We start from the raw sequence: 25,170 nt of genomic DNA on the forward strand, positions 1-25,170 counted from the left end.
CCCAGGCAACCCCAGGCACCCCAAAATCCTCGAAAGGCCCCTCATGTCCGACCTGTTGCGCGCCCCCGCCGAGACCAAGTACGCCGAGGAACTGGACTGGCTGGAGTCGATCGACGACAACCCCAGGCCCTTCTCCTGGCGCCTGTCGCCCAAGATGGTCCGCCTGTTCATCCTGGGCTCCGAGCGCTCCGACGGCCTGGACCGGGAGATCCCGCAGAAGTGGTTCGGCGACCGCAGCTTCGTCGAGCGGTCCATCGTCACCCTCGCCTCCGACCGCGGCCTGCTGCTCATCGGCGACCCCGGCACCGGCAAGAGCTGGCTCGCCGAGCTGCTGTCCGCCGCGATCTCCCGCAACTCCACGCTGGTCGTCCAGGGCACGGCCGGCACCACCGAGGACCACATCAAGTACTCCTGGAACGTGTCGATGGTCATCGCCAAGGGCCAGTCGCGGGAGTCGATGATCCCCTCACCGATCATGACCGCCATGGAGACCGGCGCGATCGGGCGCTTCGAGGAACTCACCCGCTCCACCAGCGACGTCCAGGACGCGCTGATCTCCATCCTCTCCGAGAAGTACATCTCCGTCCCCGAACTGGACGGCGACAGCGACAACATCGTCTTCGCCAAGCCCGGCTTCTCGATCATCGCCACCGCCAACAGCCGCGACCGGGGCGTCAACGACCTGTCCTCGGCGCTCAAGCGCCGCTTCAACTTCGTCCGCATCCCCGTCGTGACGAACAAGAAGAGCGAGGCGGAGATCGTCCGCTTCCGCACCGAGGAGCTGCTGCGCCGCCACCAGATAGAACTCGACGTGCCGCCGACGCTGCTCGACGTGCTGCTGCAGAGCTTCGCCGACCTGCGTGCCTCGGCCGCCGCGGCCGGCAGCGACGACGAGAGGCTGGAGTCAGCGCTGTCCACCGCCGAGCAGATCGGCGTGCTGGAGGACTCCATCCTGCACAGCAACTTCTTCGGCGAGCGCGCCCTGACCGCCCGCACCCTCGCCTCCTCGCTGGTCGGCTCGCTGGCCCGGCGCGAGCCGGAGGACCTGGCCATCCTCAACAAGTACCTGCACGGCGTCGTCGAGCCGCGCAGCAAGGAAGAGGGCGGGGACTGGCCGGAGTTCCTGGAGGGCGGCCGCGACGCGATCGCGACCCTCTCATGAGCGGCACCCACGAGGGCACCTTCGAGGCGCTGCGCAGCCAGCTCCGCGAAGCCGCCACGACCTTCGCCGACGGGCCCGACGCCCTGGAGGGCATCCTCCTCGGCATGGTCGACGACGTCGACCGCGCGGTGCGGGAACCGCTGGAGATCTTCCCCGTCTGCCACCACTCGCCGGCCTCGGCGGTCGCCATGGCGCGCCGCCTGCGCGAGAAGCAGCCGAAGGTCGTGTACCTGGAGCTGTGCGAGGACATGGCGCCGCTGCTGACCGAGCTGCGCAACTGCAGGCTGCCGGTGGCGGTCCAGGCGTACGCGAGCGAGGTCGACGGCTTCCCCGCCGACTGGGCCCCGCTGTCGGTGGTCGCCCCGATCACGGAGGCCTCGGCGGAGTACCAGGCCATCGCGTACGCGCTGGACACCCCCGGTGTGGAGCTGGTCCTGGTCGACCGCTCTTCCGACCACGTCTTCCAGTGGGACGCCCGCGCCGAGCGGCCCGACGGGCCGGACGACCCGGAGGCGCCGCCCGCCGAGGAGGAGGCCGCGCTGCACGGCGACGCGGTCGGCGTCGAGATCGGCGACCTGCGGCCGCGCTTCGCGGAACTGGAGGAGCACCTGCTGCGCCACGGCCGCGTGCGGCACTGGTCGGAGTGGTGGCACCAGTACGTCGAGCTGCCGCTCGGCGACGCCGACCACGACGCGTACCGCCAGGTCATGTTCCTCATCGGCAGCCTCTTCCGGCGCCTGGCGCCCGGCGACACCCACCGGGTGCGCGTGGACGAGGACCGGGAGCGCCACATGTGGACCCGGATGCGCGAGCACCTGGCCGCCACCGGCACCGACCCGGCGGACTGCCTCTACGTCTGCGGCGCCTTCCACGCGGCCAGCCACGTCGAGGAGTTCGGCGTGAACGGCGCCGACACCTTCGAGATCAGCCCGCGCAGCGCCACCAAGTGGCTGCACGGCCTGATCCCCTCCAGCCACGCGGCGATCGAGGCGCAGTTCGGCCTCGCCGCCGGCTCGGTGTCGATCGCCGCGACGCTCTGGACGAAGAACCTCAAGCGGACGCGCGTGAAGCCGTACCGCCTGACGGGACAAGCCGGCACTAAGAAGACGACCGCCCCGAAGACCCCGCCGCCCGTACCTCAGGCACCGGCCGCCGACCAGCTGACCGGCTTCCTCCAGCGCCCCCCCGTCCTGGACCGCCTGGACGAGGCCGAGCTGCTGGGCTGGTCGGTGGAGATCGTGCGCGCCGCCCGGCGCAACGGCTACCTGACCTCCACCGCCGACGCCATCGCCGTGTTCGAGACGTCGATCCTGCTGGCCGGGATGCGCGACCGGGCCAAGCCCACGCCGTACGACTTCCAGGACGCGGCCGTCACGTGCATCGAAAAGGACGCCGTGCCCGGCCGGCGCGATGTGCGCCGCCTCGTGGAGATCATGATGGGCGGCGACCGGATCGGCCAGGTCGGCTACGACGCGCTGCCGCCCCTGGCCCGCGACGTGCACGACCGGCTCGCGCCCCTGAACCTCAAGCTCCAGCAGCGCGGGGTGCAACGGGCCCTGCTGGACATCGCCTCCCGGCCGGAACTGGGGCCGTGCTCCGATGTGCTGTGGATGCTGCGCCAGCTGATGCCCGCGGGCACCGCCCGGCCCATCATGGGGGAGCGCAAGCTCGGCGAGCGCCCGATCCAGGAGTCCTGGGACCTGGCTTTGGGCACGCACCAGCGCGCGCTGATCGAGCTCGGCTATGAGGGCGTCAGCATCGAGCAGGTCCTGGAGCAGCGCCTGCGCCGCAGGGCCTACGACCCGAAGGCCACGGCGGCGACCGTGTTGGAGACCGTCGAGGACGCGACGCTCTACCTGAACAGCCGCCGCCTCGCGGACGAGCTGGGCACGCGGGCCCTGGAGGTGCTGTCGGCCGAGCGCACGGTCGACGGCGCACCGGAGGTGCTGCACCGGGTACGTCGGCTGCTGGCGTACTACCGCACCAGCGAGCCGGTGCTGCCGCCATGGATAGAGTCCTTCGTCAAGACGGGCTACGCGCACTACTGCACGCTGCTGCCGACGGCGTTCACCGACGAGGACGCCACGGTCCGCCAGGTGGCGGCGATGCTGGGCTTCCTGTTCAGCATGGAGACGCTGGCGCTGTCGCTGGGCTGCGACCGGACCCAGCTGGAACTGGCGGTGGCGCAGTCGCACCCACAGGACCCGTCGAAGACGGCGCTGCTCTGGGCGGCCCAGGTCCACTTGGGCACACTTTCCCGCACGGACCTCAGGGCGCGCTGCGACGAGTTGCTGGCCAACCCGTTGGTGGTGCCCGCGTATCCGCGTTACCTCAGCGGTCTGCTGCACGCGCTGGAGCCGGTCCCGGGCCTGGCGGACGTCGTGGTGGAGGCGGTGTCGAACGCGTTCGGCCGATTGCCAGACCGGGTCCTCCTGCCGTGGCTGCCGACCCTGATCATGAGCCTGCGCGCGGGCGGCACGGAACTGGCCCCTCTCCTCATCCGAGAGGCCGGCCGGATCTTCCCGGGCCGGTTGGCGGCGCTGGACGCGTGGGTCCCGCCGTGGCGGGCCGAGGCGGAGCTGGTGCCCATGGCGTCGGCGCGGCGTACGCAGGCCCCCCGCGGCGTCACCCTGCTCGCCGCCCACCCGGCGACGTGCGACGCGTTGGCCCGCCTCCTGGGCTGCGAGGGCACGTGGGCGACGGCGGAACCCGGCCCGCGCGTCGTTGAGCTGATGGTTCGGTACCCGGCCACGGCGGAGGCACTGGAGGCGCTGCTGGCCAAGTCGTGATCGCGGTGTGGTGTGGACCGGCGAGCGGGGGCGGCTCCCACCGCCGGTCCGCGTCAATACGTTCCGAACGGGGTTCTTCCGCAGCAGATCACTCTCGGCCGGGAACGGCAATGTGACTCTTGGTACCCTGCCAGCTCCCGTTGTCTCACCAGATCACCGAGACGTCGAAGGCTCCTTCTACGGCCGCGGGGCCCTTGATCCAGATCATGGAGGTGCGAAAGTGGAGTCCAGCTTGGCAGCTTTCGAGGGTCACGTCGTAGCGGGTGACTGTGCCACGCCAGGCTCTTAGCTTGTTGATCACGCGCTCGCACTCTGCGTACGCCGCCCAGATGGAAACTCAGGCCTTCAGGGAGCGTGTCACGAGCGCTCAGGCAGTCATGCGAACGAGGTAGCCGACCGAGTAGCGGCTGTTCTACGGTGATCGGTGTGCGCGAGGGGAGCGTTCTGGCAGGTCGTTCGTTACGAGATGACCACCACGGAGCTCCTGTACCGGATCCTCACCGAACCCGGGTTCTGGCCCCCCTCCGCGGCGCAGGTCGTGTGTGGGCCCGTGGCACAGGCCATGCCCGAGCCGTTCTTCGAGCCTGCCTGATCGGTTGGCGAGCGGAGAGGAGGGCTTCGCGGATCTCGCTGAACAGCGCCAGGGTCAGAGACTCCAGATCGCAGTACAGCCATGGGTTGAGCTGCTGTCGAAGGATCTGGGGCCTGCACCGGGCATATCCTCGCCCGAGCAGGTGATGGCCCGTGCGGGGCGAGTGTCGGCGTTGGCGTGATCGGGAACTTGGGCCAGTCTCGTCTCGGAAGGAGGCCCCGAAACATGGTCGTGCACGTTGTTGAATTCCCGCGTGGCGCCCGCGCCGGACTGCGGTCCCTGCCACTCGCCGTGCTGACCGCTGCCACTGCGCGCTCCAGCAGTCTCGGCCCCGCCCCTGACCGGGGCCCGAGTCCCATCGACAAGCACAAGGAACTCGCCATGGACACCCACCTCCAGGTCGGCGGGAACGGACCGGCGTCCCCGGCGCCCGGTAGGGCCGCAGCAAGCGCGGTCGGGCAGTAGCGATGGCTCCCAGCCCCGGCGACCGCCCGCGCCGCCACACGGTCATCCGGGTGATGCTCCAAGTGGTGACTGCGGCCGCACTGGCCGTGAACGCCTACGTGCACGCCGACCTCGCCGCCCCCTACGATCTGGTCGGGCGGCAGATCAGCCAGGGAACGCTGTTTCGCCTCGAAGCCGCCGTGGCGTCGCTGGCCGCGCTATTGGTCCTGCTGCTCGGTCGCCGGCGGCCGGTGTGGGTGTTCGCGTTCCTGGTGTCCGTCTCCGCGCTGGGCGCCGTGCTGCTTTATGGGTACGTGAACGTGGGCGCTCTCGGTCCGCTGCCGAACATGTACGAGCCGTTCTGGGGGCCGAAGAGGACCGGCAGCGCGATCGCCGAGGCCGTCGGCGCTGTGACCTCGCTCGTGGGCTTTCTGATCACCGGCCCGCCGCGCTCTGCGTCCACTCGGGCCGGCGCTCCTCGGGGCGGCAAGGCCGACGGCGGGGGCGGCTGATCACATGCCACGCGCCTCGCCTCGCGCACCGAATCCCGGCAGCTCCTGGGGCTGCTGTGGCTGCTGCGCCTGGCTGTGACCGCCGTCCTCATCTGTACGGGCGGGTGCGCACCACCCCGGAGTGCCGGCGCAGCCTTTTTGGGGGTGCACGGCCACGGCGTCTTCCTGCTCAAGGCCGAGCTGCGCAGCGCTCTGCTGGGCCTGGTGCTGATCCGGCTGCTCCTCGCGCTTTGGATGTACGGCCAGTTGCCCGGCCTGCGGGCCGCACCGCACCGGTGCCCACCGTGCGGCGCCTGATCGGTCTGGTCGCCTTCCTGCTCTCCATCCCGATCGCCCCGGAATGCATCATCGCCTACGGCGTCAGCCTGACGGGGACCCGTGGCGCTGCACTCGCTCGCCGGCTGTTTTCTCTACGGGGCCTATGTCGCCAAGGTCGTCGTGGTGCGCCACCGCCGCCAGCCGGGCTGGGGCGGACCACTGCTTCAGGAGCGAGGTGGGGTCGTATCTCTCCTGACCTGGGACGCCTCGCCTTGGGCAGAGTTCGGCAGTTCTGTACCTTTGCGCACCCAGATTCCCTGTGAGGCCCCGCCTGTTCTGGCACGGATGTGGCACGCCACGCCCTGGCGGACCGTCAGTAGCGGGCGCTGACGGGCGCCGGGAGGGCGTCGAGGTCGGCGAGGTCGGCGGCGGAGAGCCGGAGGTCTGCGGCGCCCGCGTTGTCGGTGAGGTATTTGGGGGTCTTGGTGCCGGGGATGGGGACGACGTGCGGGCCCTGGGCGGTGAGCCAGGCGAGGGCGACCTGGGCGGGGGTCACTCCGGCCCGGTCGGCGACCTCGCGGACCTTGGCGGCGATGTCGAGGTTGGCTTGCAGGTTGTCCTGCTGGAAGCGTGGCAGGCGCCGCCGCTGGTCGTTGTGCGGCAGTTCGTCGAAGGAGGCGAAGCGACCGATGAGGAAGCCGCGGCCCAGGGGGGAGTACGGCAGGAGGCCGATGCCGTGCTCCTCGCAGTAGGGCAGGACCTGGGCCTGGACGTCGCGGGTCCACAGGGAGAACTCGGACTGCACCGTGGTGACCGGGTGGATGGCCTGGTGGATGACCGAGACGGAGGTGGCTTCGTCACGCGGGGTGGCCATGTCGTAGGCGAAGCTCATGCCCATGGCGCCCAGGCCGATGACGCCGACCTCAGGTCCGTGGGCGCCCAGGGTGGTAGTACGCATGCCGGTGTTCTGCGTTCGTGTCGGATCGGAGCGATGCTACGACCGATGCCAACGAGGCGACCGGTCGTCTACCCTTCTCGGGGTCAGTCCCGAGTTTCCCTGTTGTGGCTGGTGGTTGTTGGATCTTCGTCGGCTGCCGGTGACGGAATCGGGATATTCGGGCGGGAGTCTTGAATTGCAGCAGGCCCGGCGGATCAGCAGTGTTCCCATCAGCCGCTGGGTGGACGCGAACCACAGGAGTTTCAAGTCATGGACACATACCTGAGCACCGGCAATGCCCTGCCTCAGCAGACCGCTACCGCCGGGCGTCGCCTCGCCGGTCCCCGGGGCAAGGCCGCGGTGCTCGCGGGCAGCGCCGTCCTGCTGGGACTGCTCACCGCCTGCGGGGCGAACGGAGCCACGGGTGCGGCCGCCCCGGCCGGCGGCAGTCCGGCGGACAGTGGCGCGCCGGCGCAGGCACCGTCCACCGCGGCGGGGTCGGGGACCGGGCAGTCGTCCACGTCCACTGGTGGTTCGAGCGCCACCAAGGGTTCGTCGACCTCCGGCGATGCGGCCGGCAGCACTCGCTGTCACAGCTCGGACCTGAAGGCGTACGTCGGGGACCCTCATGGGGCGGCCGGGTCGGTGGAGTACGCGATCTCGGTGGTCAATTTCTCCGACCATACCTGCACCCTCTACGGCTTCCCGGGGATAGCCTTCACCAAGGGAGGGGCCGAGGTGGGCCGGACTCCTGACCGTGACACCTCGCAGGCCAAGGAGCGGGTGACGCTTGCTCCGGGCAAGCGGGCCTGGGCCGGGCTGAGGTTCGCCAACCCGAAGATGACCGGGGGTCAGACCATCACTCCCGACGGGCTGGCCGTCACTCCGCCGGACGAGACCGCCTCGATCGGCGTCGACTGGCACGGCGGGCCTGTTCCGAACAGCGGCGCGGTCGACGCTCCCACCGTCACCGTCTTCACGGCAGAACCCATGGGCTGAGCCGGTCGCCGGTTCTGAGTCCGGCCTGGCTCCGAACGCCACACGCCGTATCGGCTTGAGGACGTTCAACCTCGCAGGTCACTCGACCTGCTGAGATCCCAGGAATCTTGCGGCACGCGACGCGGCCGTTCTTCATGCTTCGAGATGTCGAGTAACGAAGTGTGAGAGAACGGCCGCTGCGTATGAGTCTCCCCGCCGACGCACCCGCAGGAGAGGCATTGAGCGTGTCGTCCCGCTTTCGTGTCGACTTCTACGACTGCCTGTACAGCCGTACTGACGATTCTCCCGAGGGCTGGAGGTGGAGTTGCGTCCGGCTGTCCGCCCGATACGGCCCGTGCTGTGCCGGGTCTGGCCGTCGCGTGACGCTGCGGAGGCGTCGGATTCCACGGGCCCGGGGGGTGGTGCGGTGCTCTCCTCCCGGTCTCGCCGGGTTGGCGGTCGGCCGTCAGGTGTGGGCCGGTAGCCGGTGGGCGGTGGTGAACGCTGCTGTCCAGGGCCGGGTGCGGCCGAGGTGCAAGGTGCGCCGGCGGGCGTGGGCGGTGAGCCGGGCGGGCAGGATCCCCACCATAACTGTCAGACCGCGCCGGCCGCAGCGGTGACATCGTGCCGGTCCAGGTCCCATACCGGCGCCTCTGCCATCATCCCGTTCGGTGTTTCGTAGCTGCTGGTCGGCTGCTCCGCACACGCCTCCTGGCCGTGCCACGAACAGCCGCCCCGCCTTCCTACTGTGTCCTCACGGTGCAACGTCGCGTCGTAGGCGTACTTCACGATGGGCACGAGACCTCCCGAAGTGCACAGGGCCGACGGCTCTAAAAGTAGCGAGTGCTGACGGCTCAGAACAGGGCGCGCCGCAAGCAGCAAACGGGAAAGCAGGTAGGGAGAGTGAGTCTCTGACGCGTTACTGACTTCGGATGGTTGGGGTGAAGTTCCGCGATGTGCCTGATGGGGCCGGTGTTAGTCCCGGTAGGCCGGCACGCGGCCCGGCGTCAGTCAGGCCGGTGGGAGTCGGTCTCCCCGCCGTGTGTTGCAACCGCAACTCGCGGGGGCTCACACCGTACGTGGTCTTGAAAACGCGACTGAAGTGGGCCGCGCTGGCGAACCCCCACCGGTGGGCGATGGCCTCGATCGTCATGAACTGATGCACTGGCGAGGCCAGTTCTTTCTTGCACTCCTCGAGGCGCTGCGTTCTTATCCATTCACCGAGGGTGATACCCGCTCGGGACAGGGTCACGTAGAGCCAGCGTACGGAAACGTCATGCTCGGCGGCGATACGCTCGGCGGTCAGGTCGGGGTCTGCCAGATGGAGGCGGACGTATTCCTGAACGCGCACAAGAAGTGTGCTGTTCAGAGGCGCTCTGGCCAGGTCGTCCCGGTCCAGGACCACGGTGACCACAGCCCTGATCAGGTCGACACTGGGCTCCGTGAACAGGGCGGTCTCAGCTTCGCCGGCTGCGGCCTGATGGCGGGCCAGTCGGGTGAAGAATGCTGCTGTGGCGCCCACGACCGGGCGCTCCGAACTGAGTGGCACGGCAGTGATCTGGTCGAGCAAGGACGGCCGCAGCCCCAGGACATGCGTGGGAACGCGCACGAGAACCGAATGTGTTGAGCCGTGGAACAAGACCTCATAGGGCTTCGCATTGTCGAGCACCGTGAGGTCCCCGGCCCTTCTCAGTGCGTGCCTGCCCCCCTGGCGGACATCGGAGACCCCCGCCTCCTGGAGATGGACGAGAACGTGCGGCACCATGTCCTCGTCCACCGGGGCAGCGGTACACAGGAGGCGGGCCACGTTCCAGCCGATCTCCGAGACTTTCACCGACCCCAGCGCGTTGGTGGTCGCATAGGCCCGCTGGCGATGCGGATTCGGCGGAAGGTCCACCTCTACGCGGCCGTTGATGGACCACGAGAATTCACGGATCGCGTCCGCGCGATCACCAGGAGCCAGCGATGCGGCGTCGAGTCGAACTGCCATGCGGGCTTCCTCCTGAACAGGTCGCGGAGCCTGCGTAGCGGGCGCACATTTTCCGTGGTGCTGCGGTCAGTGGCCCATTTCGCAGGTTTTACTGCATTGTGCATCTTTGTTTCTGCTTGGCCTTGCGGTACACCGGCGGGCCGCCGTTGAGGGCCAGGGCCGCTCCCGGGGAGGGTTCACCAGCAAGCTCCACCTGAGCGCCGACGGCTGCTGCCGCCCGCCCCCTGCCCCTGATCGTCACGCCGGGACAGCGGGCGGACTGCACCCAGTTCAAGCAGGTGCTGGACAAGATCTTCATTCCCAAGCTCGGGCCGGCCAGGCCCCGCAAGAAGCCCGACAGCCTCGCGGCGGACAAGGCTTACAGCAACGGACCCATCCGCGCGTATTTGCGTCGTCGCCGTATCCGGTACACCATCCCCGAGAAGACCGATAGCAAGGCCGCCCGCCTGCGCAAGGGCTCACGGGGCGGACGACCATCCGGCTTCGACGAAGACCGGTACAGGAGGCGCAGCACCGTGGAGCGAGCGATCAACCGGCTCAGGCGGCACCGGGCCGTGGCCACCCGCTACGACAAATGCGGCTACGTCATCCTTGGCACCGCCACCGCAGCAGCCCTCGTCGTCTGGCTCCGTACATGATCGGCCGGACAAGACTGGCCGCCTGGCCCCCGCTTCCCGGAGGAGCGGCAAGTCACGTACAGCATGCGCTGTCAGAGGGCGTATGTGACCTGGTGTCGCGTCTATTGTCGCCGGAGTGTGTGCGGTCGCCGCATGACCCGGCACCACATCACTTGCCGCCTCCTTCGCCACCAAGTTCAGCGCGCATGTCGTCGACCGGTTCGGGCAAGCCAGCCCCGGGTTTCGCCGAGCCATCCAGGGCGAATGCCGCAGGACAAGCCTGGCTGATCCACGCATGCGCCCTCATCGCGTGGCGCGGATCGGTTCGGCAGCACTGATCACCCGCCGTGTTGGTGAGGGGGGGGAGATCGACGGCCTGCAAAGGGTCAGTCTGCAGGACGCCGGCCTGCCGCCACTCCATGGGAGACACGCCGTAGACCGAACGGAAGGTGCGGCTGAAGTGCGCGTGGCTGGCGAAGCCCCAGCGGTGTGCGATGGCCGCCACGGTCTGCCCCGCGAGTTCCGGGGATACGAGGTCCCTTCGACATGCCTCGAGTCTGAGGCGCTGGATCCAACGGCCCACGGTCATAGGCTCGTCCTGGAAGAGCTGGTACAGGTAGCGAACGGAGATGTGGTGTTCGGCCGCGAGTGAGGCCGGGCAGAGTGCGGGGTCTTGCAGGTGGGCGCGAATGTAGCTGCGCAGGCGTAGCAACAGGTCCGCCTCCGCCGCAGGCGTGGCCGCTTCCTTGATGTTGCCCTCCAGGGCGACCAGGGCCGTCAGCACGTCGACGATCCCCCGTCTGAGGAAGTCCTTCGGAGTCGGCGCGTAGATGCAGTGGTTTGTCATCGTGACGAGTCCGTTCACGTACGACGCGAGGATTCCGCTGATGCCTTGGCCGGTTGAGTAGGTCCGGCCGGTGGCCAGGCGCAGTGCCGAGTCGGGGAGATCCAGCATCTCGCGCGGGACTGTGACGAGGTGCCGTCGTACCGGGCCGGTGAACTCGACGTCGTAGGGCCTGCGGGTGTCGAGGATGACGAGCTCGCCCGCGGCGACCGGGGTCTCCTGGCCGTCCTGATGCGCGACGCCGGCACCGGTTCGTTGCACGCTCACGACCAGCGATTCGTCGCCGTCCGCGGCGATGAGCGGCGCGGTCCGGGCCAGCCGTTGCGGGCTTGTCTCGATGAAGCCGGCTTGGACGCCCGCCACGCATGCCCGTCGAATGGCGCCATGGATCATGGCCTCTCCCAGGCTACGGACCTCCATCTGAATGAACGCCTGGCACACGGCGTCTGCCCAGTACTCGGTCCGCTCGTCGGGCGGTTTGATGTCAGTGCGGAATGCTTGGATCACGATGCCCTCGCAAATTGCCAGGGAGCCATTGCGTTCCCGGGACCTGCGCAACGCGTCCACGCATCGCGCGACGCCGGGAAGCCCTTACCCTGCCAACGTAAAGCCCAGCCGCGGTCACCGACCGCCTGCCGGGTGAGACTGCGGGACACCCGCAGACATGCGATCGGGAAACTGCGGGGAAACCCGGATGCCCCGACCGGCAAGTCGTGCGAGAGTCCGGCGCCGTGCCGCGGATTGCTTTTGCGTCCAAGGCGATGGTGCCCATCACACCATGCTCGGCATTGCTTGCATGCACAACCTTGCCCTGGCCGGATAGCGGCGCGTCGGCGATCTGCTGGTCACGCTCGCCGAGCGGGACGGGCTCGCCCCCGACGTCGTGGTGGCTCCCTGAAGAACGGCCGCAAGGTGTGGGAGTACAAGGCCAAGACTCTGTCCACGTACAGCCTCGCCCGCGAGCCGGGCGGACGCATCGGAGTCCTGGCCGACAACGGGAGCGGCGGGCTGGTGGTCCTCCTCAGCATGGGCGGAGCCGAACGAGGACGGATCGTCCCGGAGGACATCAAGGGCGCGGCCCTCTCGATCCGCCCCGAACTGATCCCCGTGACGGGCGGTCACGTCGTCGTCAATCACGTGTCGATGAGCGGGCAGCCGGGGGTTTTCTCCCTGCGCTGACCCGGGCACCTGAAGGCCCTGAGGGATGTCCCCGCTGGACCTTCAGGCTCAGTTCAACGCGCTCGGCATTTCCGTGTGGCGCAGGTGTTCGTCCCGGCACTGTGTAGGCGGCGCAGGCGGTACGCGGCCATGTGCCCCGGCTCGGCACTCAAGATCGTCCTCGGAGGCGGCGTCCCGTTCCCGGAGTGGTGGAAGGCGCATGCCGGCATCTGATCGCTGACTGTTTCGACATCGCCGGCTCCAGGTGGAGGGTCGAGGGCGCCGAAGCCGTCCTCCAGCGTTGGCGGGGCTTGATCGCCGACGTCACTCAAAACGGGGTCATCCCCGCGATCGGGCTGGTGCGACTACTTCGGGCGGATCCGCAGGCCCGCCCGGTTCCGGGCCAAGGGCACGTTGAGGTGCAGCGAGCGCTGGTGGATGTTCACCGGCTCGTACCGGATCGATGCCTTGTCGGCCCTCGCCGTCGCGAGCAGCTTGTGGAACGTCGACTCCGCCATGGCCTCTGCGTCCCTGCGCGCACGGCGCAGATGCGGCCCTGCCAGGTTCAGTCGCTGCGCGCCGTCCCGTGGGGGCAGCAGCGCGGTCACGGCACGGACCGGGAGCGAGGCGACGCCCACCGCGTGCCGCCTGGACGGGCCCGCCGCCGGCGGCCGCCAGCACGTGGGCGAGTGCCGCGCTCGCGGGGATGTCCGGGTACTCGCTCAGCCCGTGCCACAGCGAACCGCCTGCCGGCAGTTGGGCCCAGTCCATGACCGGCCGCTCCGGCGGGCCGGGCAGCGGCACCGCCGCCTGCGCGAGGAGCCGGACCACTTGCCAGTGCCCGCAGCCGTCGATGCGAGATCCGACCGGCAGTCCGCAGCCCGGGCAAGCCGGGTTCGGTCCGCAGCCGCCTCCCCGCAGTGCTGACATGCATCAGGGTGTCGTCCCGACGAACGACCGAAAGCCGGGGCCACCAGGCCGTGCAGATTCACGGTGCCAGCGAGATGCCGACGCGTGTGTCAGGGTGAGGAGTCCGTGCCGAGGATCAGGGACCGGTGGGTCTCCTGCAAGCCCTCGGGCAGGGAGCGATCGAGGTCGCCCCGGCGGCCGTGGCCGGCATCGCCTACTTCGCGCTGTTCACCGAGTCCATCGACGCAGTCGCGGCCTTCCTCGGCGGTTACGGGCTGCTGTTGGTGCTGGCCCAGATGCGGTTGCTGCCCGTCTACCTGAAGCTGCGCTTCATGCCCAGTACGTGGGCGTTCACCTTCAGCTGGGCCGCGGTCGCCGCTGTCGCGATCCACTGGGTGGAGCGCCAGCGTCCGCCCGGGGCCGGGGCGTATACCTATGTGCTCCTCGCCGCCATCACCGTGTTCGTCGGCGGCGTCGCCCTGCGGACCGTGGTCGCTCTGTCGCGGCGCGAATTGCTGCCCCCGGCGCTGGCTCCGCAGCCAGCCGAACAGCCGAACAGCCGGGCGGCGGGGCCTGAGGCGCCGGAGGGCACCGTCGCCGTTGCCGCGGGGGACAGCCATTCGTAGTGGAACCTGCTCCTGCAGGAAGGACTGCAGCAGGTTCGTCACTTCCTGCGGCTTCTCGTCGGTCTCCCAGTGTCCGGAGCCCTTGATGACCCGGCCTTCGACGTCCGCGGCGTAGTCACGCCACTGGTCGGCGATCTTGCCGCCGAACGCTGCCTGGCCGCCGATCGCCAGGGGCACTCGACCCTTGGCTCGCCTGACATCTGAGGGTGATGGGGGAGTGATGGTTCCGCTTCATTAGCCTTGTTGTCATGAATCGCTGGGAAGAGCTGACTGGTGGGACGTCCGGAGAGGACTACGCCGCGCGTCTCGCGGTTGTGGCCGACAGCGGCAAGGACATGCATGGTGAGGCGCGATTCTGCGCCGCGCTCGTGCCCGCAGGAGCGCGGGTACTGGACGCCGGGTGCGGTACCGGACGGGTCATGATCCGGCTTGCGGAGCTCGGGTATGACTGTGTCGGGGTGGATCTCGATCAGTCCATGCTGGCGGTGGCTCGCAGGGAAGCGCCGGAGCTGACCTGGATCGGGGCCGACCTGACCGATTTTGCCCCGGCCGCTGTTCATGCCGCTGCGGGCTTCGACCTCGTGGTCGCCGCCGGCAACATTTTCCCGCTTCTCGCCACCGGTACCGAGGCGGCGGCCGTCAGCCGCCTGGCCGCGGTGCTGCGCCCGGGGGGTCTGTTCGTCTCCGGATTCGGTTTGGATGAGGCCCACCTGCCGGTGCCGCCGAGCATCACGCTGCCGGAGTACGACGCCTACTGCGCTGCGGCGGGCCTCGCCCTTGTCGACCGCTTCGCCACCTGGGACGCCGACCCTTACGAGGGCGGCGGCTACGCAGTCAGCGTCCATCGACGACGCTGAAAGATCCCCTGGAAAGATCGGTGGTGCACGATTCGGCTGGGTGCGGTTCGTTTCGAGTGAAGCTCGGGATCAAGCGGTGAGGGAGTAGTTCCGCTGGTCGGGGGTGGGGTAGAGGCGCTCGTGCTCGCGGGCGAGGTGGTAGCGCCAGTAGGCGTCGAGGTCGCTGTTGGAGACGAGGGTGCGGAGCCGGAGGACGGCTTCGGCTCCGGGAAGGCCCCAGCGGGCGCCGGTGATGTCGAGGCGGTCGGCGATCAGGTGGCGGCAGGGGTCGACGGCCTCGCGCCGGGCGGCCGGTAGTCCTTCCCGGTTGGCCTGGGCCGTCATCTCGGCGGCGGTGCGGGCGGTGTGGCCTGCGAGGATCGCGGTCAGGTGGTCGGCGGCCCAGGTCTCGGCTTCGGTGGCGCCGGGCTTGTGGAAGGCGTGGGCGGCGGCCCAGACGTACTCGGCGACGTGCACGAAGTCCAGCAGCACGTGCACCGTGACGTCGCGTCGGGTGGTCTCGGCGGTGATCAGGTCGAGCTGGTGACGGGCACCGTCGACCAGGACGCCCCAGGGCCGCAGATGCTTTGGGTCACGGGCTTCGGCCTGGTCGAAGGCGTCGGCGATGACCTGTTCGGGCGGGCGGACCAGGGAGGCAGTGCACCACTTGTTCTCGGCCCGCGGTCCCGGGCGGGCCCGGCGCTCGTCGCTACGGCCTCCGGGTGGGTGGATCACGTCGTGGGGGCGTCTGGGGGCGGGGCGGGTGTCGAAGACGCAGGCCACGGTGACCTCGGTGGGGGTGGCGCATCGGTGAGCGGGCTGGGTCTGGTCCTCCAGGGGTTTCCAACTGCCGCTGCCGCCGTCCCATTCCGAGCTGTCGATGGTCATCAGCAGGCGCATCGGTGTCGTGCAGGTCAGGCAGTCCATGGGGTATGGGTCGGTGGTGTGCCAGGAGGCGAAGCCTCCCACGCGCCAACTGGGCGGGATGGACAGGTCGTACTGGTAGCCGGGCGGCTCGGCCGTGTTCCCGCCCGCTGACTGCTCGGCTTCGTCTTCGAGGGCTTCCTCCCAGGCGCCGATCCGGGCGCACAGCTCCTCGGGCAGGAGGCCGGCGAACGGATAGGTGACCACTTGCTCCGGGTGAAACACACATGGTTCGGGCACGAACCCGTCAGAGCCGACGACCGACGACTGTGGCGGCGTGGCCAGCACGTCGCCGACCTCCCAGGATCGCCGCCACCGCAAGTGCAGTTCCAGGTCGTACCGGCTCGGGCCGTGCGCGTTGAAAGGACACCAGAACACCTGGAGCAGGTCGCAGTCATCCGGACCCGCCGGCAGGTCGGGGACGTCTCGCCGGTACAGCTGAGCGAGACCGATCATCGGCAATGGATCCGTCTCGGACACCCCGGGAACCCGATGCTCCTGGTGCAGCTCCTGCAGGAGCTTCCGCTCCTCGTCTGTGGGGCCCGGGGCCTGCTCACGAGCCGATGCGGACGCCAGAACCTGCCGCCATCGGTGAATATCGGCCGGTCGCCGACCACGCCCGCGGCCATGAGCCTCGCGGCACTCCGGCCACGGCTCGTCCGCCGGCCACAGCATCGGACCGCCCACGGAACTGGCCGAAAGGTCCGGTCTGCCCGGCCGCGGATGGAGCCTCGTCGTCGTCCCTCGGTAGGCGGATAGCTCCGGGAAGAGAGTCTCGACATTCAGCGGCCGCGGGGGTGTCGACGACGCGTGAACCTTGACCCACTTCCGACGGGTGAAAATTGACCCCCGCTGCGTCATCTGATGTTGGTCATTCCCTGGTGTTGGCGGCGGGAACCCGTCCGAGGTCGCGGCCGCGCATGCGGTAGCTGTCGCCCTTGAGTGAGATGACTTCGGCGTGGTGGACGAGGCGGTCGATCATTGCGGCGGCGACGGTGTCGTCGCCGAAGACTTCGCCCCACCGTCCGAAGGGTTTGTTGCTGGTCACGATCACGGAGGCGCGTTCGTAGCGGCCTGAGATGAACTGGAAGAAGAGGTTCGCGGCCTCGGGTTCGAAGGGGATGTAGCCGACCTCGTCGACCACGATCAGCGGGATCCGTCCCAGCCGGGTCAGCTCGTCGCTGAGACGGCCGGCGTGGTGGGCTTCGGCGAGGCGGATGACCCACTGGGCGGCGGTTGCGAAGGCGACCCGATGGCCGGCCTGGCAGGCCCGGATGCCCAGGCCGGTGGCGAGGTGGGTCTTGCCGGTGCCGGGTGGCCCGAGGAAGATCACGTTCTCCTTCCCGACGATGTCCGGCGCCTTCTGCCGGTCGGCGTCACGACATGGGCCACCGGCCAGCCGCCGGGCATGCGTTCCTCATTCAGCCTAGCCACCGCCGCTGAGCCGTGCCTCACCGTCGCCCGGCGCCGCCCGCCCGGGCCCCGGCGCCCCGCCCCCCCCGGGCCCCCGGCCCTCCGGGCGTCCGCGCCGTGGACGGCGGGCGCGGATCGCGGGCCTACCAGGGCAGCGGCGTGGTGCGGTCGGCGAAGGTGCCCGTCGGGCCGTCGGCGCCGATCGTCGCGTACCGGACGATGGCCTCGGCGCCCTCCTCGGCGCTCTGGATCCCGTTCCCGCTCAGGCCGTGCAGGTCGGTCGCGCTGAAGCCGGGCTCGACGCAGTTCACGCGGACACCCGGCAGGCCCTTGGCGTACTGCACCGTGAGCATGTTCACCGCGGCCTTCGAGGCGGAGTACGCGGCGGTCACGTAGTGCGACTCGGGCCGCCCGGGGTCGGTGACCACGCCGAAGGAGCCGAGTCCGCTGCTGACGTTGACGACGGCCGGCGACGCCGACTCCTTCAGCAGCGGAAGGAAGGCGTGCGTCACGCGCACCAGGCCCACGACGTTGACGTCCACAACGGTCTGCGCGTGGGTGGCCGTGGTCTGCTCCGCGCCGACCATGCCCTCGAAGACTCCGGCGTTGTTCACCAGGACGTCGAGCCGTCCCTCGCGCCGCCGCAGCTCCTCCGCCGCGGCGGCGACGGAGGCGTCGTCGGTGACGTCGAGCAGCAGCAGTTCGGCGCCGAGCTCCTCGGCGGCCACCCGCCCGCGCTCCGCGTCGCGGGCGCCGATGTACACGGTGTGGCCGAGCTTGATCAGACGGCGTGCGGTCTCACGGCCGAGGCCCTTGTTGCCGCCGGTGACGAGCGTGATGGTCATGAAGCGTTCCTTCGCTGTGACGTGATGCGCGTGGGAATGCGGTGCGAACGGCCCTGCGGGCGATCCCGGGCCCGGCCCGGCGGAGCGACGCCGGCCGGTGCCTCCCGGTCCGCTGGGGGACGCGGCGGCCCGCGGCGGCACGCGAGGGCGCACGAACTCGTGACGCGCATCTGTGCGACGCACATGGCGTTCCGGGGTGTTTTCCGGACGCCGCCCAATCTGCGTGCCCTCCGGGGCAGGCGCCAGTGCCCTGCCGTTCCTGGTACTACGGGGGCCAGTCTCGTCCGGGACGAGCGGGCTACGGTCATTCCATGGACGCCACGAATGCGCTGGGCGAGTTCCTGCGCGCTCGCAGGGGCCTGGTCCGGCCGGAGGAGGCCGGCATCAGCGCCACCGGGACACGAAGAGTCCAGGGCCTGCGGCGGCAGGAGGTCGCGCTGCTCGCCGGCATCAGCTCGGACTACTACCTCCGGCTGGAGCAGGGGCGCGACCGCAATCCCTCGCCTCAGGTGCTGATGGCGATCGCCCGCGCGCTGCGCCTGGACAAGGAGGCGGTCGACTACATGACCGGGCTGGTCCAGGCACAGGCAGCCCAGGGACCGGGCCGGCCGCGGCCCCGTACCCGGGCACCGAGACCGGAACAGGTGCCGAGGACCGTCCGCGAGCTGATCGACGGATGGACGGCCCATCCCGCCTGGGTCCAGAACCGGTTCTTCGACGTCCTGGCCGTCAACGCGCTCGCGGTGGCGCTTTCGCCCAGCTACGCCCGAGGGGTGAACCTGCTGCGGGCCGCCTTCCTCGATCCCGCGGACCGCGAGCGGCGCCGGGACTGGGAGGAGATGACCCGGCAGGGCGTCGCCACCCTGCGCGCCCAGGCGGGCCCGGACGTCGACGCCCCGCGGCTGGCCGAACTCGTCGGTGAGCTGTCCGTACGCAGCGATCGCTTCCGGCACTTGTGGGCCCGTCACGACGTGATGGCCCACAAGGACCATGCCGTGCGCCTGACGCACCCGCAGGTCGGCGATCTCGAACTGCGCTCGACCAAACTCGCCGTGACCGGCAGCGACGGCCTCACGCTCGTCGTGCTCCACCCCGAGCCCGGCAGCCGCAGCGCCGAACTCCTGCACATGCTCGGCAGTCTCATCGCACCCGGCCACTGCCCGGCTGCCGGGGAACGGTGAGCGCGCGGCGTACCCCGGTGTCCCTGGGTGAGTCGGCCCGTGTCCGGGCTCCCGGCTCCCGGTGCGGGCCGCGCGGGCGGGGACACCCTGGTATCGCGAGTCCCAGGAAAACGGGACGACTCCCTACCCGCCACGCCCTGCCGGACGCTGAAGGTGTCGCAGAACGACCACCCGTGACGGGAGAGACACCATGACGACCACACTGATCACCGGGGCCAACAAGGGGCTCGGTTACGAGACCGCCCGCCGCCTGATCGCCGAGGGACACACGGTCTGGATCGGGGCCCGGGACGCGGAGCGCGGCCGTGCCGCCGCCGAGCGGCTGGGAGCGCACTTCGTCCGGATCGACGTCACAGACGACGCGTCCGTGGCGGACGCAGTACGGACCGTCCAGGCCGAGGGCGGCCTGGACGTGCTGATCAACAACGCCGGCATCGAGGTGCGCCGGCCGGACAACAGCGTCGTGCCCACCGTGGAGACCACCGCCGACGCGATGACGAAGACCTTCGAGACCAATGTCTTCGGCGTCGTACGGGTCATCCACGCGTTCCTTCCCCTGCTGCGCGAGTCGGCGGCCCCGGTCGTGGTCAACGTCAGCAGCGGACTGGCCTCGCTGCACCACGTCGCCGACCCGGACCAGCCGGCCCACATGTTCCCGGGCCTGGACTACCCGGCCTCGAAGCTGGCCGTGAACATGATCACCGTGCAGTACGCGAAGGCGCTGCCCGGCTTCCGCGTCAACTCCGTGGAGCCGGGCTTCACGAAGACCGATCTGAACGGCAACACCGGTTTCCAGACCGTCGAGGAGGGTGCGGAGGCCATCGTCCGGATGGCGCTGGTCGGCCCCGACGGCCCGACCGGCGGGTTCTTCGACCGCAACGGCGTGCTGCCCTGGTGACGAGGAGTCCCCGCACCGGCCCGGGAGCCCGGCGCCGCTGACCGTCCGGCAGGTCCGCCGCCGGGCGGCGCCGGACCTGCCGGACCCTTCCCCCAACAGATCGAGGACCACATGAATCCCACTGGTGACGAGCCCATGGCCGATGTGCGCGACATGTATATGGCGCACACCATGATCCGCCGCGAGTTCGGGCTGCTGCCGCGGCTCGTGCGGGACGTCGAACCGGACGACACCCGGCGCTCGGAGACCGTCGGCGCCCATGCCGAACTCGTCTGCCGCCTTCTGCACCTCCACCACGAGGGCGAGGACCTGATCCTGTGGCCGCTGCTCCTGAGGCGGAGCGGGCCGGAGGCCGAGGCCGTCGTGCCGCTCATGGAGGAGCAGCACCACGCCATCGAGGCCGCCAACGACGAAGTGGCGCGCCTGCTGCCGCGGTGGCGGTCCACCGCGCGCGACGGCGAGAAACTCGCCGAGGTGCTGGACAGGCTGTCCGCCGCCCTCGCGGAACACATGGCGATGGAGGAGCGGCGGATCCTCCCCCTGGCGCGCGAGCACATCACCGCCGCCGAGTGGCGGCGGCTCGGCGAGCACGGCATGGATGAGGTGCCCAGGAAGATGCTGCCGCTCGCCTTCGGCATGGCGATGTACGAGGGGGACCCCGAAGTGATCAAGGCGGTCCTCGCCGAGGCGCCCCTGCCCGCACGGCTGGTCCTGCCGTTCCTGGCGCCCCGCCTGTACGCCCGGCACGCCAAGCGCGTCCACGGCACCGCCACGCCGCCGCGCGCCAACCGCTGACGGCGGGGCGGGGACGCCACGGCGGCGGTGTGGCCGTCGACGTCCGGCGAGTCCGCTGTGGGCCTGTCTCGCGAGCATGGCGGACCAGTTCGAGCGCGTTGGCGACCACCTGGGCTAGTAGTGGGGTAGATTTCCCACATACATCAAGATCATTTCTCGCATCCTAGATCACGCGCCGCCCAATCGCTGCCGACCAGCCCACCGGTGGCTTTGCTCCTTGCAGTGGGATGCGAGACCGCGTGCGTGGGTATGCGGACGCTCACAACACATTTCTCGCAGTGGGGGACCGCATGTCGGGCGTGGAAGCGGTACTTATCTGGGTTCGAGGAGCAACCACAGCGCGGGCTGTGCTGAGCCGGGTAGCGGGTGAAGACGCTCATCAGGCGGCGTTCAGTGCAATCGAGCAGGTCTACCGCGAGACGGCCGACCGCCTGCTCAGGGAGGCCGCGTTGCTGGAGGGCAAAGACCGCAACCTGTTGCTCGCTCAGATTCCTCCTGTGCTGGAAGTTGCTCTCACCGCGAAGCTGAAACAGGTTGGCCGAGGCTGGCGGAGCTTGAGTGGCCAAGGGGCGGAACGGGACGCAGAAAGTCTTCTGCAAACCCGAATGGTCCTGGCTCTCTCGTACGCCCTCAGCGGCAACAAGCAGATGTGTCTGAGGCGCCTCGATGATGTGGAAACTGATACCCGGGCGTACTCAGCCATCCTGACCGAACGAGCAGACCTTGCGTTTGACCTCGTGAACGTGAATGTCACGGCCGGGGTGGCTGCACCCGGGATCCACGAGAAGTGGATTGCCAGGCGCGACAAGAAGCTAGAAGTTGTTAGGGGAACCATCCGTACCATTCGTGAACTGACATAGGTTGGCCTGCCCAAACGATGTCGAGGTCGTACAGGTCGGGGGCCGTTGGATGTTGGCAGTGGGTCTGGACGGCCGCTTCGGAAGCGTGCTGCACTGGTCTCCAGGTTCAACGACCTCCATGCCGCCCGCGCCGTACAGATTGCTGCCCTGGGCACCGTGGAGAACGGGACCCTGGCCGGGTTCACACAGACCATGCAGGCCGCCCTCACCGAGCAGACAGCCGCCTACCTCCGTGTCGGCGAGACTTTCGCCTGGGAGGAGGAGATCACCAGCCCCAACGAGGCCAGGGCCACGCGCAAGCCGTCTTCCGGAACCAGGCCCGGGTGATCGAACTCGCCGAGGGCCTGAGCAAGCGGAGCCGGCATCCGCAGCTGATGCTGTGGGTCGCCTGGATCGTCATCATGGCAGACGATAAAATCGCCGACGATGAGGCGCTGTTGATCCGGCACCTGGTCAGGCTGGTGCGGGATCACCATCAGGTGGTCGACGAGCAGCTCGCTCACCTTGTCGACATCGACCCCACCGAGGTGTGGCAGCGCATAGACGCCGAGCCGGGGGATCTGAGCGACATCCTCGACGCGGCCGACCGGGTGGCCACGGCGGACGGTGCCGTCAACGCGTCCGAGAAGGCCGTCATCTCCGAACTGCGAGATCGCTGCCTGCGAGCCTGCCTGACGCCGTCACGCGCCACCTCCCACAACGGCCAAGGCTCCTCTTCACCGCTTGGCTGACCCGGTTTGGAGCGCCGGGTCTTGCTCTCGGCACGGCTGCGGCTGCGCTTTCGGGGCGGCATGAACGTCGTGCGGCCGCGGTCCGGCTCTCCTGGTGCTCCTTGTCGGCAGGCGGCCGGGCCTGGCCCGTGTCACCGGGCGTGGCGCCAGGAGATGTCGTGGCGCCCGTCGGGTGTGATGGTGATGCGGAATTGGTCCAGGGTGGGGGATCCATCGTGGCGCCACCGTAGGAGGTGGTCTTCGATGGGGTCCCAGAGGCGTTCGGGGCCGCCTTGCCGCACTCGCCAGCCGTGCTGGTCGCGGCGGAGCAGGGCCCAGCTTCCCGCGTCGGCGTCGAGGAGCAGCTGGCCCCGGTTGCCGAGGTGGAGGCGCTGGGCTGCGGGTGCGGCGGTCTGGGCGACGAACCGGGCCCAGTCGTCCAGGATGCCGCCGTCGATCGTGGTTTCGCGTTCGATCGGGCGCCGTCTTGGCGACCGAATACAACGTCGGTCGCAACGTGACGCAACGCGCCCTGGACCGGCTCGTCATCGAGGGCCTGCTCGAAGGACGGGCTGGCTCCGGACGGTTTGTTCGCTCACCGCGCGAGCGCATGCGCATGATCCGGTCGCGCCACCGCGAGCGCCGCGGCGGCAGCCCGTTCCGCGCGAACATGAATGAGCAAGGCAAGGCCGGCACTTGGGAGTCGCACAGTCAGGCCAGAGTGCCCGCTCCTGAGGACGTCGCGCAGCGCCTTGCCATCCAGCCCGGGGATCACTGCGTGCGCACGACGTACGAGTTCATGGCTGGCGGCCAGCCGGTGCAACTGTCGACGTCGTGGGAGCCGATGGCTCTCACGGACGGCACGCCCATTGTGCTGCCGGAGATGGGTCCCCTTGCCGGTGCGGGAGTTGTGGAGCGGATGCGTACCATCGGCGTTGCCGTCGATACCGCCGTCGAGGTGCCGCGGCCGGGGCGGGCTACGCAGGAAGAGGCCAACCTGCTGGGGATTAGCGTCGGAGACCTGCTGATGCGGATCGAGCGCACGTACTACGACGGCGACGGTCGGCCTGTGGAGACGGCCGACCTTGTGGTGCCTGACGTCCGCTGGGAGATCGCGTACGAGATCGGCATAGACCGCGGCGAGTGACGGCTGAGGTCTGCATAACGGGCTGCCAGTCGTGCCGGTACTGACGCTAAGCCTCCTCCGAGCCAGGTGAGTTGCAGGTACGGCCGCGTTCTCCACCTGCTCGTGCTGACGAACGCGCCGTTGCGGCGCTGGTTACGGTCGTTCTGTTGGCAGGGGCCGCCTCAATCGATCCTCCAGGGCGTCAGGTTCGGCGACGAGCCCGTGCGGCGGAGATCGTCTTGGAGCAGGCATAGGGCGAGGCGGCGTTTCTGCGGCCCCTGTCGCAGCCGACCGCATGAGCGACGGGTGTTGAGAGCGCCGGCTGGATGGGCGGTCGGTCGCGTCTTGCGGTCGAAGGGGGCGGGGTGCACGGCACCCTTGTGTGCATCGACCGGTTCGTGGGGCCCGATGGAACGCATGAGCTATTAAGCGAACTCTTGCGCGACTTGATGGGGTCGGGAGAGTGACTTCCTCGGCTTGGTCGTCCATGTTGTGGCGTGTTGGGCGTCACCGTCTGCGGTCATGCGCTCGACGAACAACTCCTTCGCTGACGACGGTTCCGCCTGGGACGGCAGCCGCAAGAATTACCGGCCGCGCCGGTCCCTGCGCATCGCCGACGACAGTCCGAGCCGGCTGCTGCGCACTGCGCAGGGCTCCCGGTGTGATTTCTGCGGGAACCCCATTGAGTGGTACCAGCGCCCGGGCAGTACTGCTGTTCCGCTGCATCCCGTTGAGCTCCCCGCAGGTTCGGTGCCGCCGGGGGAGCGCTGGCACGTTTCTTCCGGTGTTGCTCATGCTTCCCATGACGGGAGCGCGTGGTGCCGCGTCCGGCACCGCGCCCTGTGTCCGTCGGTGCGGCGGGCAACCGCAGCGCGCTTCTGGAGGAGATGTGCCGGGCCCTCGCGCTGAACTCCCGCTGCCTGCAAGATGCCGGCCTCTTCACACCCCGGCCCGAGCAGCCACCCCAGGCCGCCCCGGATTGGCCTGTCCGGCCGGTCGTGCGCATCATCGGCGCGCGCTATCTGGCCCCCGGTCCTCTCGAGGACCTCCAGTGCGTGGCCCGGACCCGCGCCCGCCGTCGCTGCTCCCTACCTGTCCTGGACCGCGAGGCCCTGCCCGGCACGTGGCGGCTCGAGCTCGTCGATCCGCTCCTTCGCCCCGGCGACGGGCACCTGCCGGCCGACCAGGAGGTGATGACCCTGTACGACCTCACGGGCTTGCCGTACGCCGAACAGATGCGCTGGCGCGCCCAGCGCTGTACCGCTCACGTCACTGTTCGCAATGCTGCGGACAGCGCTCTGATTGCCTGGGAGCCCTTTGACCCAGTCCGCCACCGCCTGTACATCTGCGACCGGCTTCCCGGCCCGTCGCCCGCCTCGGGCCGTGGTTTGGGGTGAGCCCGCTGCCTTCGAGTGGCCGTTCCGCTCGGCTGCCCCGCCCGCGTGAGCTCGAAGGCCGCTGGGACCACGCCCCTGCCGCAGCACTTGCTGCGGAAGTTTCGCTGCCCCTGTCCTGGCCGTTTCGGAGGCCCCTGGTGTCCAAGACCTTGATCGGTACTCCCGACCCTGATCAGCCCCCGCCCGGTCCTGCCCTGTTCGATGAGCATGCCGAGCGCGTGGTCCTGGCAGCGGTGCTCCACCATCGACAGGTGGTCCCGTACTTGATGGCGGTCCCGCACCCGGCGCACTTCAGCAGCCCGGCCTGCCGGGAGCTCTTCCTTGCCACGCCGCCGTTCATCACCGTGGGGAGACCTGCACCCCGGCAGC

General features: G+C 69.5%; 26 protein-coding genes and 2 pseudogenes. 20 read left to right on the forward strand and 8 right to left on the reverse strand.

Annotated elements, in window-relative coordinates:
• Positions 1-43: 43 nt before the first annotated feature.
• The 6 genes and pseudogenes from ACWDAS_RS26605 (at position 44) to ACWDAS_RS26630 (ending at position 6,147) form a co-directional block, all read left to right on the forward strand.
• Positions 44-1,162 (forward strand): ATP-binding protein, encoded by a 1,119-nt coding sequence (locus tag ACWDAS_RS26605; RefSeq protein ID WP_450395594.1) that lies wholly within the window; start codon positions 44-46, stop codon positions 1,160-1,162.
• Positions 1,159-3,951, forward strand: coding sequence for a hypothetical protein (locus ACWDAS_RS26610; protein WP_450395597.1), 2,793 nt, complete (start codon positions 1,159-1,161; stop codon positions 3,949-3,951). The genes ACWDAS_RS26605 and ACWDAS_RS26610 overlap by 4 nt, the downstream gene beginning before the upstream one ends.
• A gap of 466 nt (positions 3,952-4,417) precedes the next feature.
• Complete coding sequence (locus ACWDAS_RS26615) at positions 4,418-4,543, forward strand: hypothetical protein (RefSeq protein ID WP_450395599.1); 126 nt, start codon at positions 4,418-4,420, stop codon at positions 4,541-4,543.
• 225 nt (positions 4,544-4,768) lie between these two features.
• Entirely contained in the window at positions 4,769-5,008 is a 240-nt protein-coding gene (locus ACWDAS_RS26620) for a hypothetical protein (RefSeq protein ID WP_450395602.1), read from the forward strand.
• A gap of 65 nt (positions 5,009-5,073) precedes the next feature.
• Positions 5,074-5,499, forward strand: a complete 426-nt coding sequence (locus tag ACWDAS_RS26625) for a hypothetical protein (protein ID WP_450395604.1) — start codon at positions 5,074-5,076, stop codon at positions 5,497-5,499.
• A gap of 69 nt (positions 5,500-5,568) precedes the next feature.
• Positions 5,569-6,147: pseudogene (locus ACWDAS_RS26630) on the forward strand (DUF6529 family protein).
• Here ACWDAS_RS26630 and ACWDAS_RS26635 read toward each other — a convergent pair.
• Complete coding sequence (locus ACWDAS_RS26635) at positions 6,131-6,715, reverse strand: aldo/keto reductase (protein WP_450395607.1); 585 nt, start codon at positions 6,713-6,715, stop codon at positions 6,131-6,133. The pseudogene ACWDAS_RS26630 and the gene ACWDAS_RS26635 sit on opposite strands and share 17 nt — an antisense overlap.
• Before the next feature lie 249 nt (positions 6,716-6,964).
• Here ACWDAS_RS26635 and ACWDAS_RS26640 point away from each other — a divergent pair, with 249 nt between their 5' ends.
• Complete coding sequence (locus tag ACWDAS_RS26640) at positions 6,965-7,693, forward strand: DUF4232 domain-containing protein (RefSeq protein WP_450395610.1); 729 nt, start codon at positions 6,965-6,967, stop codon at positions 7,691-7,693.
• A 573-nt stretch (positions 7,694-8,266) separates the two neighbouring features.
• Here ACWDAS_RS26640 and ACWDAS_RS26645 read toward each other — a convergent pair.
• Both ACWDAS_RS26645 and ACWDAS_RS26650 read right to left on the reverse strand, forming a co-directional pair.
• On the reverse strand, positions 8,267-8,470 hold the full coding sequence (locus ACWDAS_RS26645) for a hypothetical protein (protein ID WP_450395612.1): 204 nt from the start codon (positions 8,468-8,470) through the stop codon (positions 8,267-8,269).
• Positions 8,471-8,591: 121 nt separating this feature from the next.
• Positions 8,592-9,662 (reverse strand): helix-turn-helix domain-containing protein, encoded by a 1,071-nt coding sequence (locus tag ACWDAS_RS26650; RefSeq protein WP_450395614.1) that lies wholly within the window; start codon positions 9,660-9,662, stop codon positions 8,592-8,594.
• A gap of 233 nt (positions 9,663-9,895) precedes the next feature.
• On the opposite strand from ACWDAS_RS26650, the gene ACWDAS_RS26655 reads away from it, so the two are divergent.
• Positions 9,896-10,300 carry a transposase gene (locus tag ACWDAS_RS26655; protein WP_450395693.1) on the forward strand — a complete coding sequence of 135 codons (405 nt, stop codon included), beginning with the start codon at positions 9,896-9,898 and terminating at the stop codon, positions 10,298-10,300.
• Positions 10,301-10,448: 148 nt separating this feature from the next.
• On the opposite strand, the gene ACWDAS_RS26660 is transcribed toward ACWDAS_RS26655, so the two are convergent.
• Positions 10,449-11,630 (reverse strand): helix-turn-helix domain-containing protein, encoded by a 1,182-nt coding sequence (locus tag ACWDAS_RS26660; protein ID WP_450395616.1) that lies wholly within the window; start codon positions 11,628-11,630, stop codon positions 10,449-10,451.
• A 405-nt stretch (positions 11,631-12,035) separates the two neighbouring features.
• On the opposite strand from ACWDAS_RS26660, the gene ACWDAS_RS26665 reads away from it, so the two are divergent.
• Entirely contained in the window at positions 12,036-12,302 is a 267-nt protein-coding gene (locus ACWDAS_RS26665; RefSeq protein WP_450395618.1) for a hypothetical protein, read from the forward strand.
• 344 nt (positions 12,303-12,646) lie between these two features.
• Here the strand turns inward: ACWDAS_RS26665 and ACWDAS_RS26670 are convergent, their stop codons facing one another.
• Complete coding sequence (locus ACWDAS_RS26670) at positions 12,647-12,919, reverse strand: hypothetical protein (RefSeq protein WP_450395704.1); 273 nt, start codon at positions 12,917-12,919, stop codon at positions 12,647-12,649.
• A 417-nt stretch (positions 12,920-13,336) separates the two neighbouring features.
• Between ACWDAS_RS26670 and ACWDAS_RS26675 the strand changes: the two genes are divergently transcribed.
• Entirely contained in the window at positions 13,337-13,816 is a 480-nt protein-coding gene (locus tag ACWDAS_RS26675) for a hypothetical protein (protein WP_450395620.1), read from the forward strand.
• 248 nt (positions 13,817-14,064) lie between these two features.
• Positions 14,065-14,673, forward strand: coding sequence for a class I SAM-dependent methyltransferase (locus tag ACWDAS_RS26680; protein WP_450395621.1), 609 nt, complete (start codon positions 14,065-14,067; stop codon positions 14,671-14,673).
• 69 nt (positions 14,674-14,742) lie between these two features.
• Here the strand turns inward: ACWDAS_RS26680 and ACWDAS_RS26685 are convergent.
• The 3 genes and pseudogenes from ACWDAS_RS26685 to ACWDAS_RS26695 all read right to left on the reverse strand — a co-directional run.
• Positions 14,743-15,438, reverse strand: a pseudogene (locus ACWDAS_RS26685) (ISKra4 family transposase); the annotation flags it as partial.
• A 1,009-nt stretch (positions 15,439-16,447) separates the two neighbouring features.
• Complete coding sequence (gene istB, locus ACWDAS_RS26690) at positions 16,448-16,975, reverse strand: IS21-like element helper ATPase IstB (RefSeq protein WP_450395695.1); 528 nt, start codon at positions 16,973-16,975, stop codon at positions 16,448-16,450.
• A gap of 157 nt (positions 16,976-17,132) precedes the next feature.
• Entirely contained in the window at positions 17,133-17,834 is a 702-nt protein-coding gene (locus tag ACWDAS_RS26695; RefSeq protein ID WP_450395623.1) for an SDR family NAD(P)-dependent oxidoreductase, read from the reverse strand.
• 311 nt (positions 17,835-18,145) lie between these two features.
• Between ACWDAS_RS26695 and ACWDAS_RS26700 the strand changes: the two genes are divergently transcribed.
• The 9 genes from ACWDAS_RS26700 (at position 18,146) to ACWDAS_RS26740 (ending at position 24,801) form a co-directional block, all read left to right on the forward strand.
• Positions 18,146-19,015 carry a helix-turn-helix domain-containing protein gene (locus tag ACWDAS_RS26700; RefSeq protein ID WP_450395626.1) on the forward strand — a complete coding sequence of 290 codons (870 nt, stop codon included), beginning with the start codon at positions 18,146-18,148 and terminating at the stop codon, positions 19,013-19,015.
• 190 nt (positions 19,016-19,205) lie between these two features.
• Positions 19,206-19,913, forward strand: a complete 708-nt coding sequence (locus ACWDAS_RS26705; protein ID WP_450395629.1) for an SDR family oxidoreductase — start codon at positions 19,206-19,208, stop codon at positions 19,911-19,913.
• A gap of 111 nt (positions 19,914-20,024) precedes the next feature.
• On the forward strand, positions 20,025-20,708 hold the full coding sequence (locus ACWDAS_RS26710; RefSeq protein ID WP_450395631.1) for a hemerythrin domain-containing protein: 684 nt from the start codon (positions 20,025-20,027) through the stop codon (positions 20,706-20,708).
• A 278-nt stretch (positions 20,709-20,986) separates the two neighbouring features.
• Positions 20,987-21,568 (forward strand): hypothetical protein, encoded by a 582-nt coding sequence (locus tag ACWDAS_RS26715; protein ID WP_450395634.1) that lies wholly within the window; start codon positions 20,987-20,989, stop codon positions 21,566-21,568.
• 156 nt (positions 21,569-21,724) lie between these two features.
• Positions 21,725-21,895, forward strand: coding sequence for a hypothetical protein (locus ACWDAS_RS26720; protein WP_450395636.1), 171 nt, complete (start codon positions 21,725-21,727; stop codon positions 21,893-21,895).
• The gene (locus tag ACWDAS_RS26725; protein WP_450395638.1) at positions 21,892-22,299 is read left to right on the forward strand and encodes a hypothetical protein; all 408 of its coding nucleotides are present in this window, start codon (positions 21,892-21,894) and stop codon (positions 22,297-22,299) included. The genes ACWDAS_RS26720 and ACWDAS_RS26725 overlap by 4 nt, the downstream gene beginning before the upstream one ends.
• A gap of 376 nt (positions 22,300-22,675) precedes the next feature.
• Positions 22,676-23,425 (forward strand): GntR family transcriptional regulator, encoded by a 750-nt coding sequence (locus ACWDAS_RS26730; protein WP_450395697.1) that lies wholly within the window; start codon positions 22,676-22,678, stop codon positions 23,423-23,425.
• 501 nt (positions 23,426-23,926) lie between these two features.
• Positions 23,927-24,313, forward strand: coding sequence for a DUF6083 domain-containing protein (locus ACWDAS_RS26735; RefSeq protein WP_450395641.1), 387 nt, complete (start codon positions 23,927-23,929; stop codon positions 24,311-24,313).
• Positions 24,247-24,801, forward strand: coding sequence for a hypothetical protein (locus tag ACWDAS_RS26740; RefSeq protein WP_450395707.1), 555 nt, complete (start codon positions 24,247-24,249; stop codon positions 24,799-24,801). Before ACWDAS_RS26735 ends, ACWDAS_RS26740 begins: the two co-directional genes overlap by 67 nt.
• Positions 24,802-25,170 lie beyond the last annotated feature (369 nt).

This window comes from Streptomyces sp. NPDC001070, from assembly GCF_053598835.1.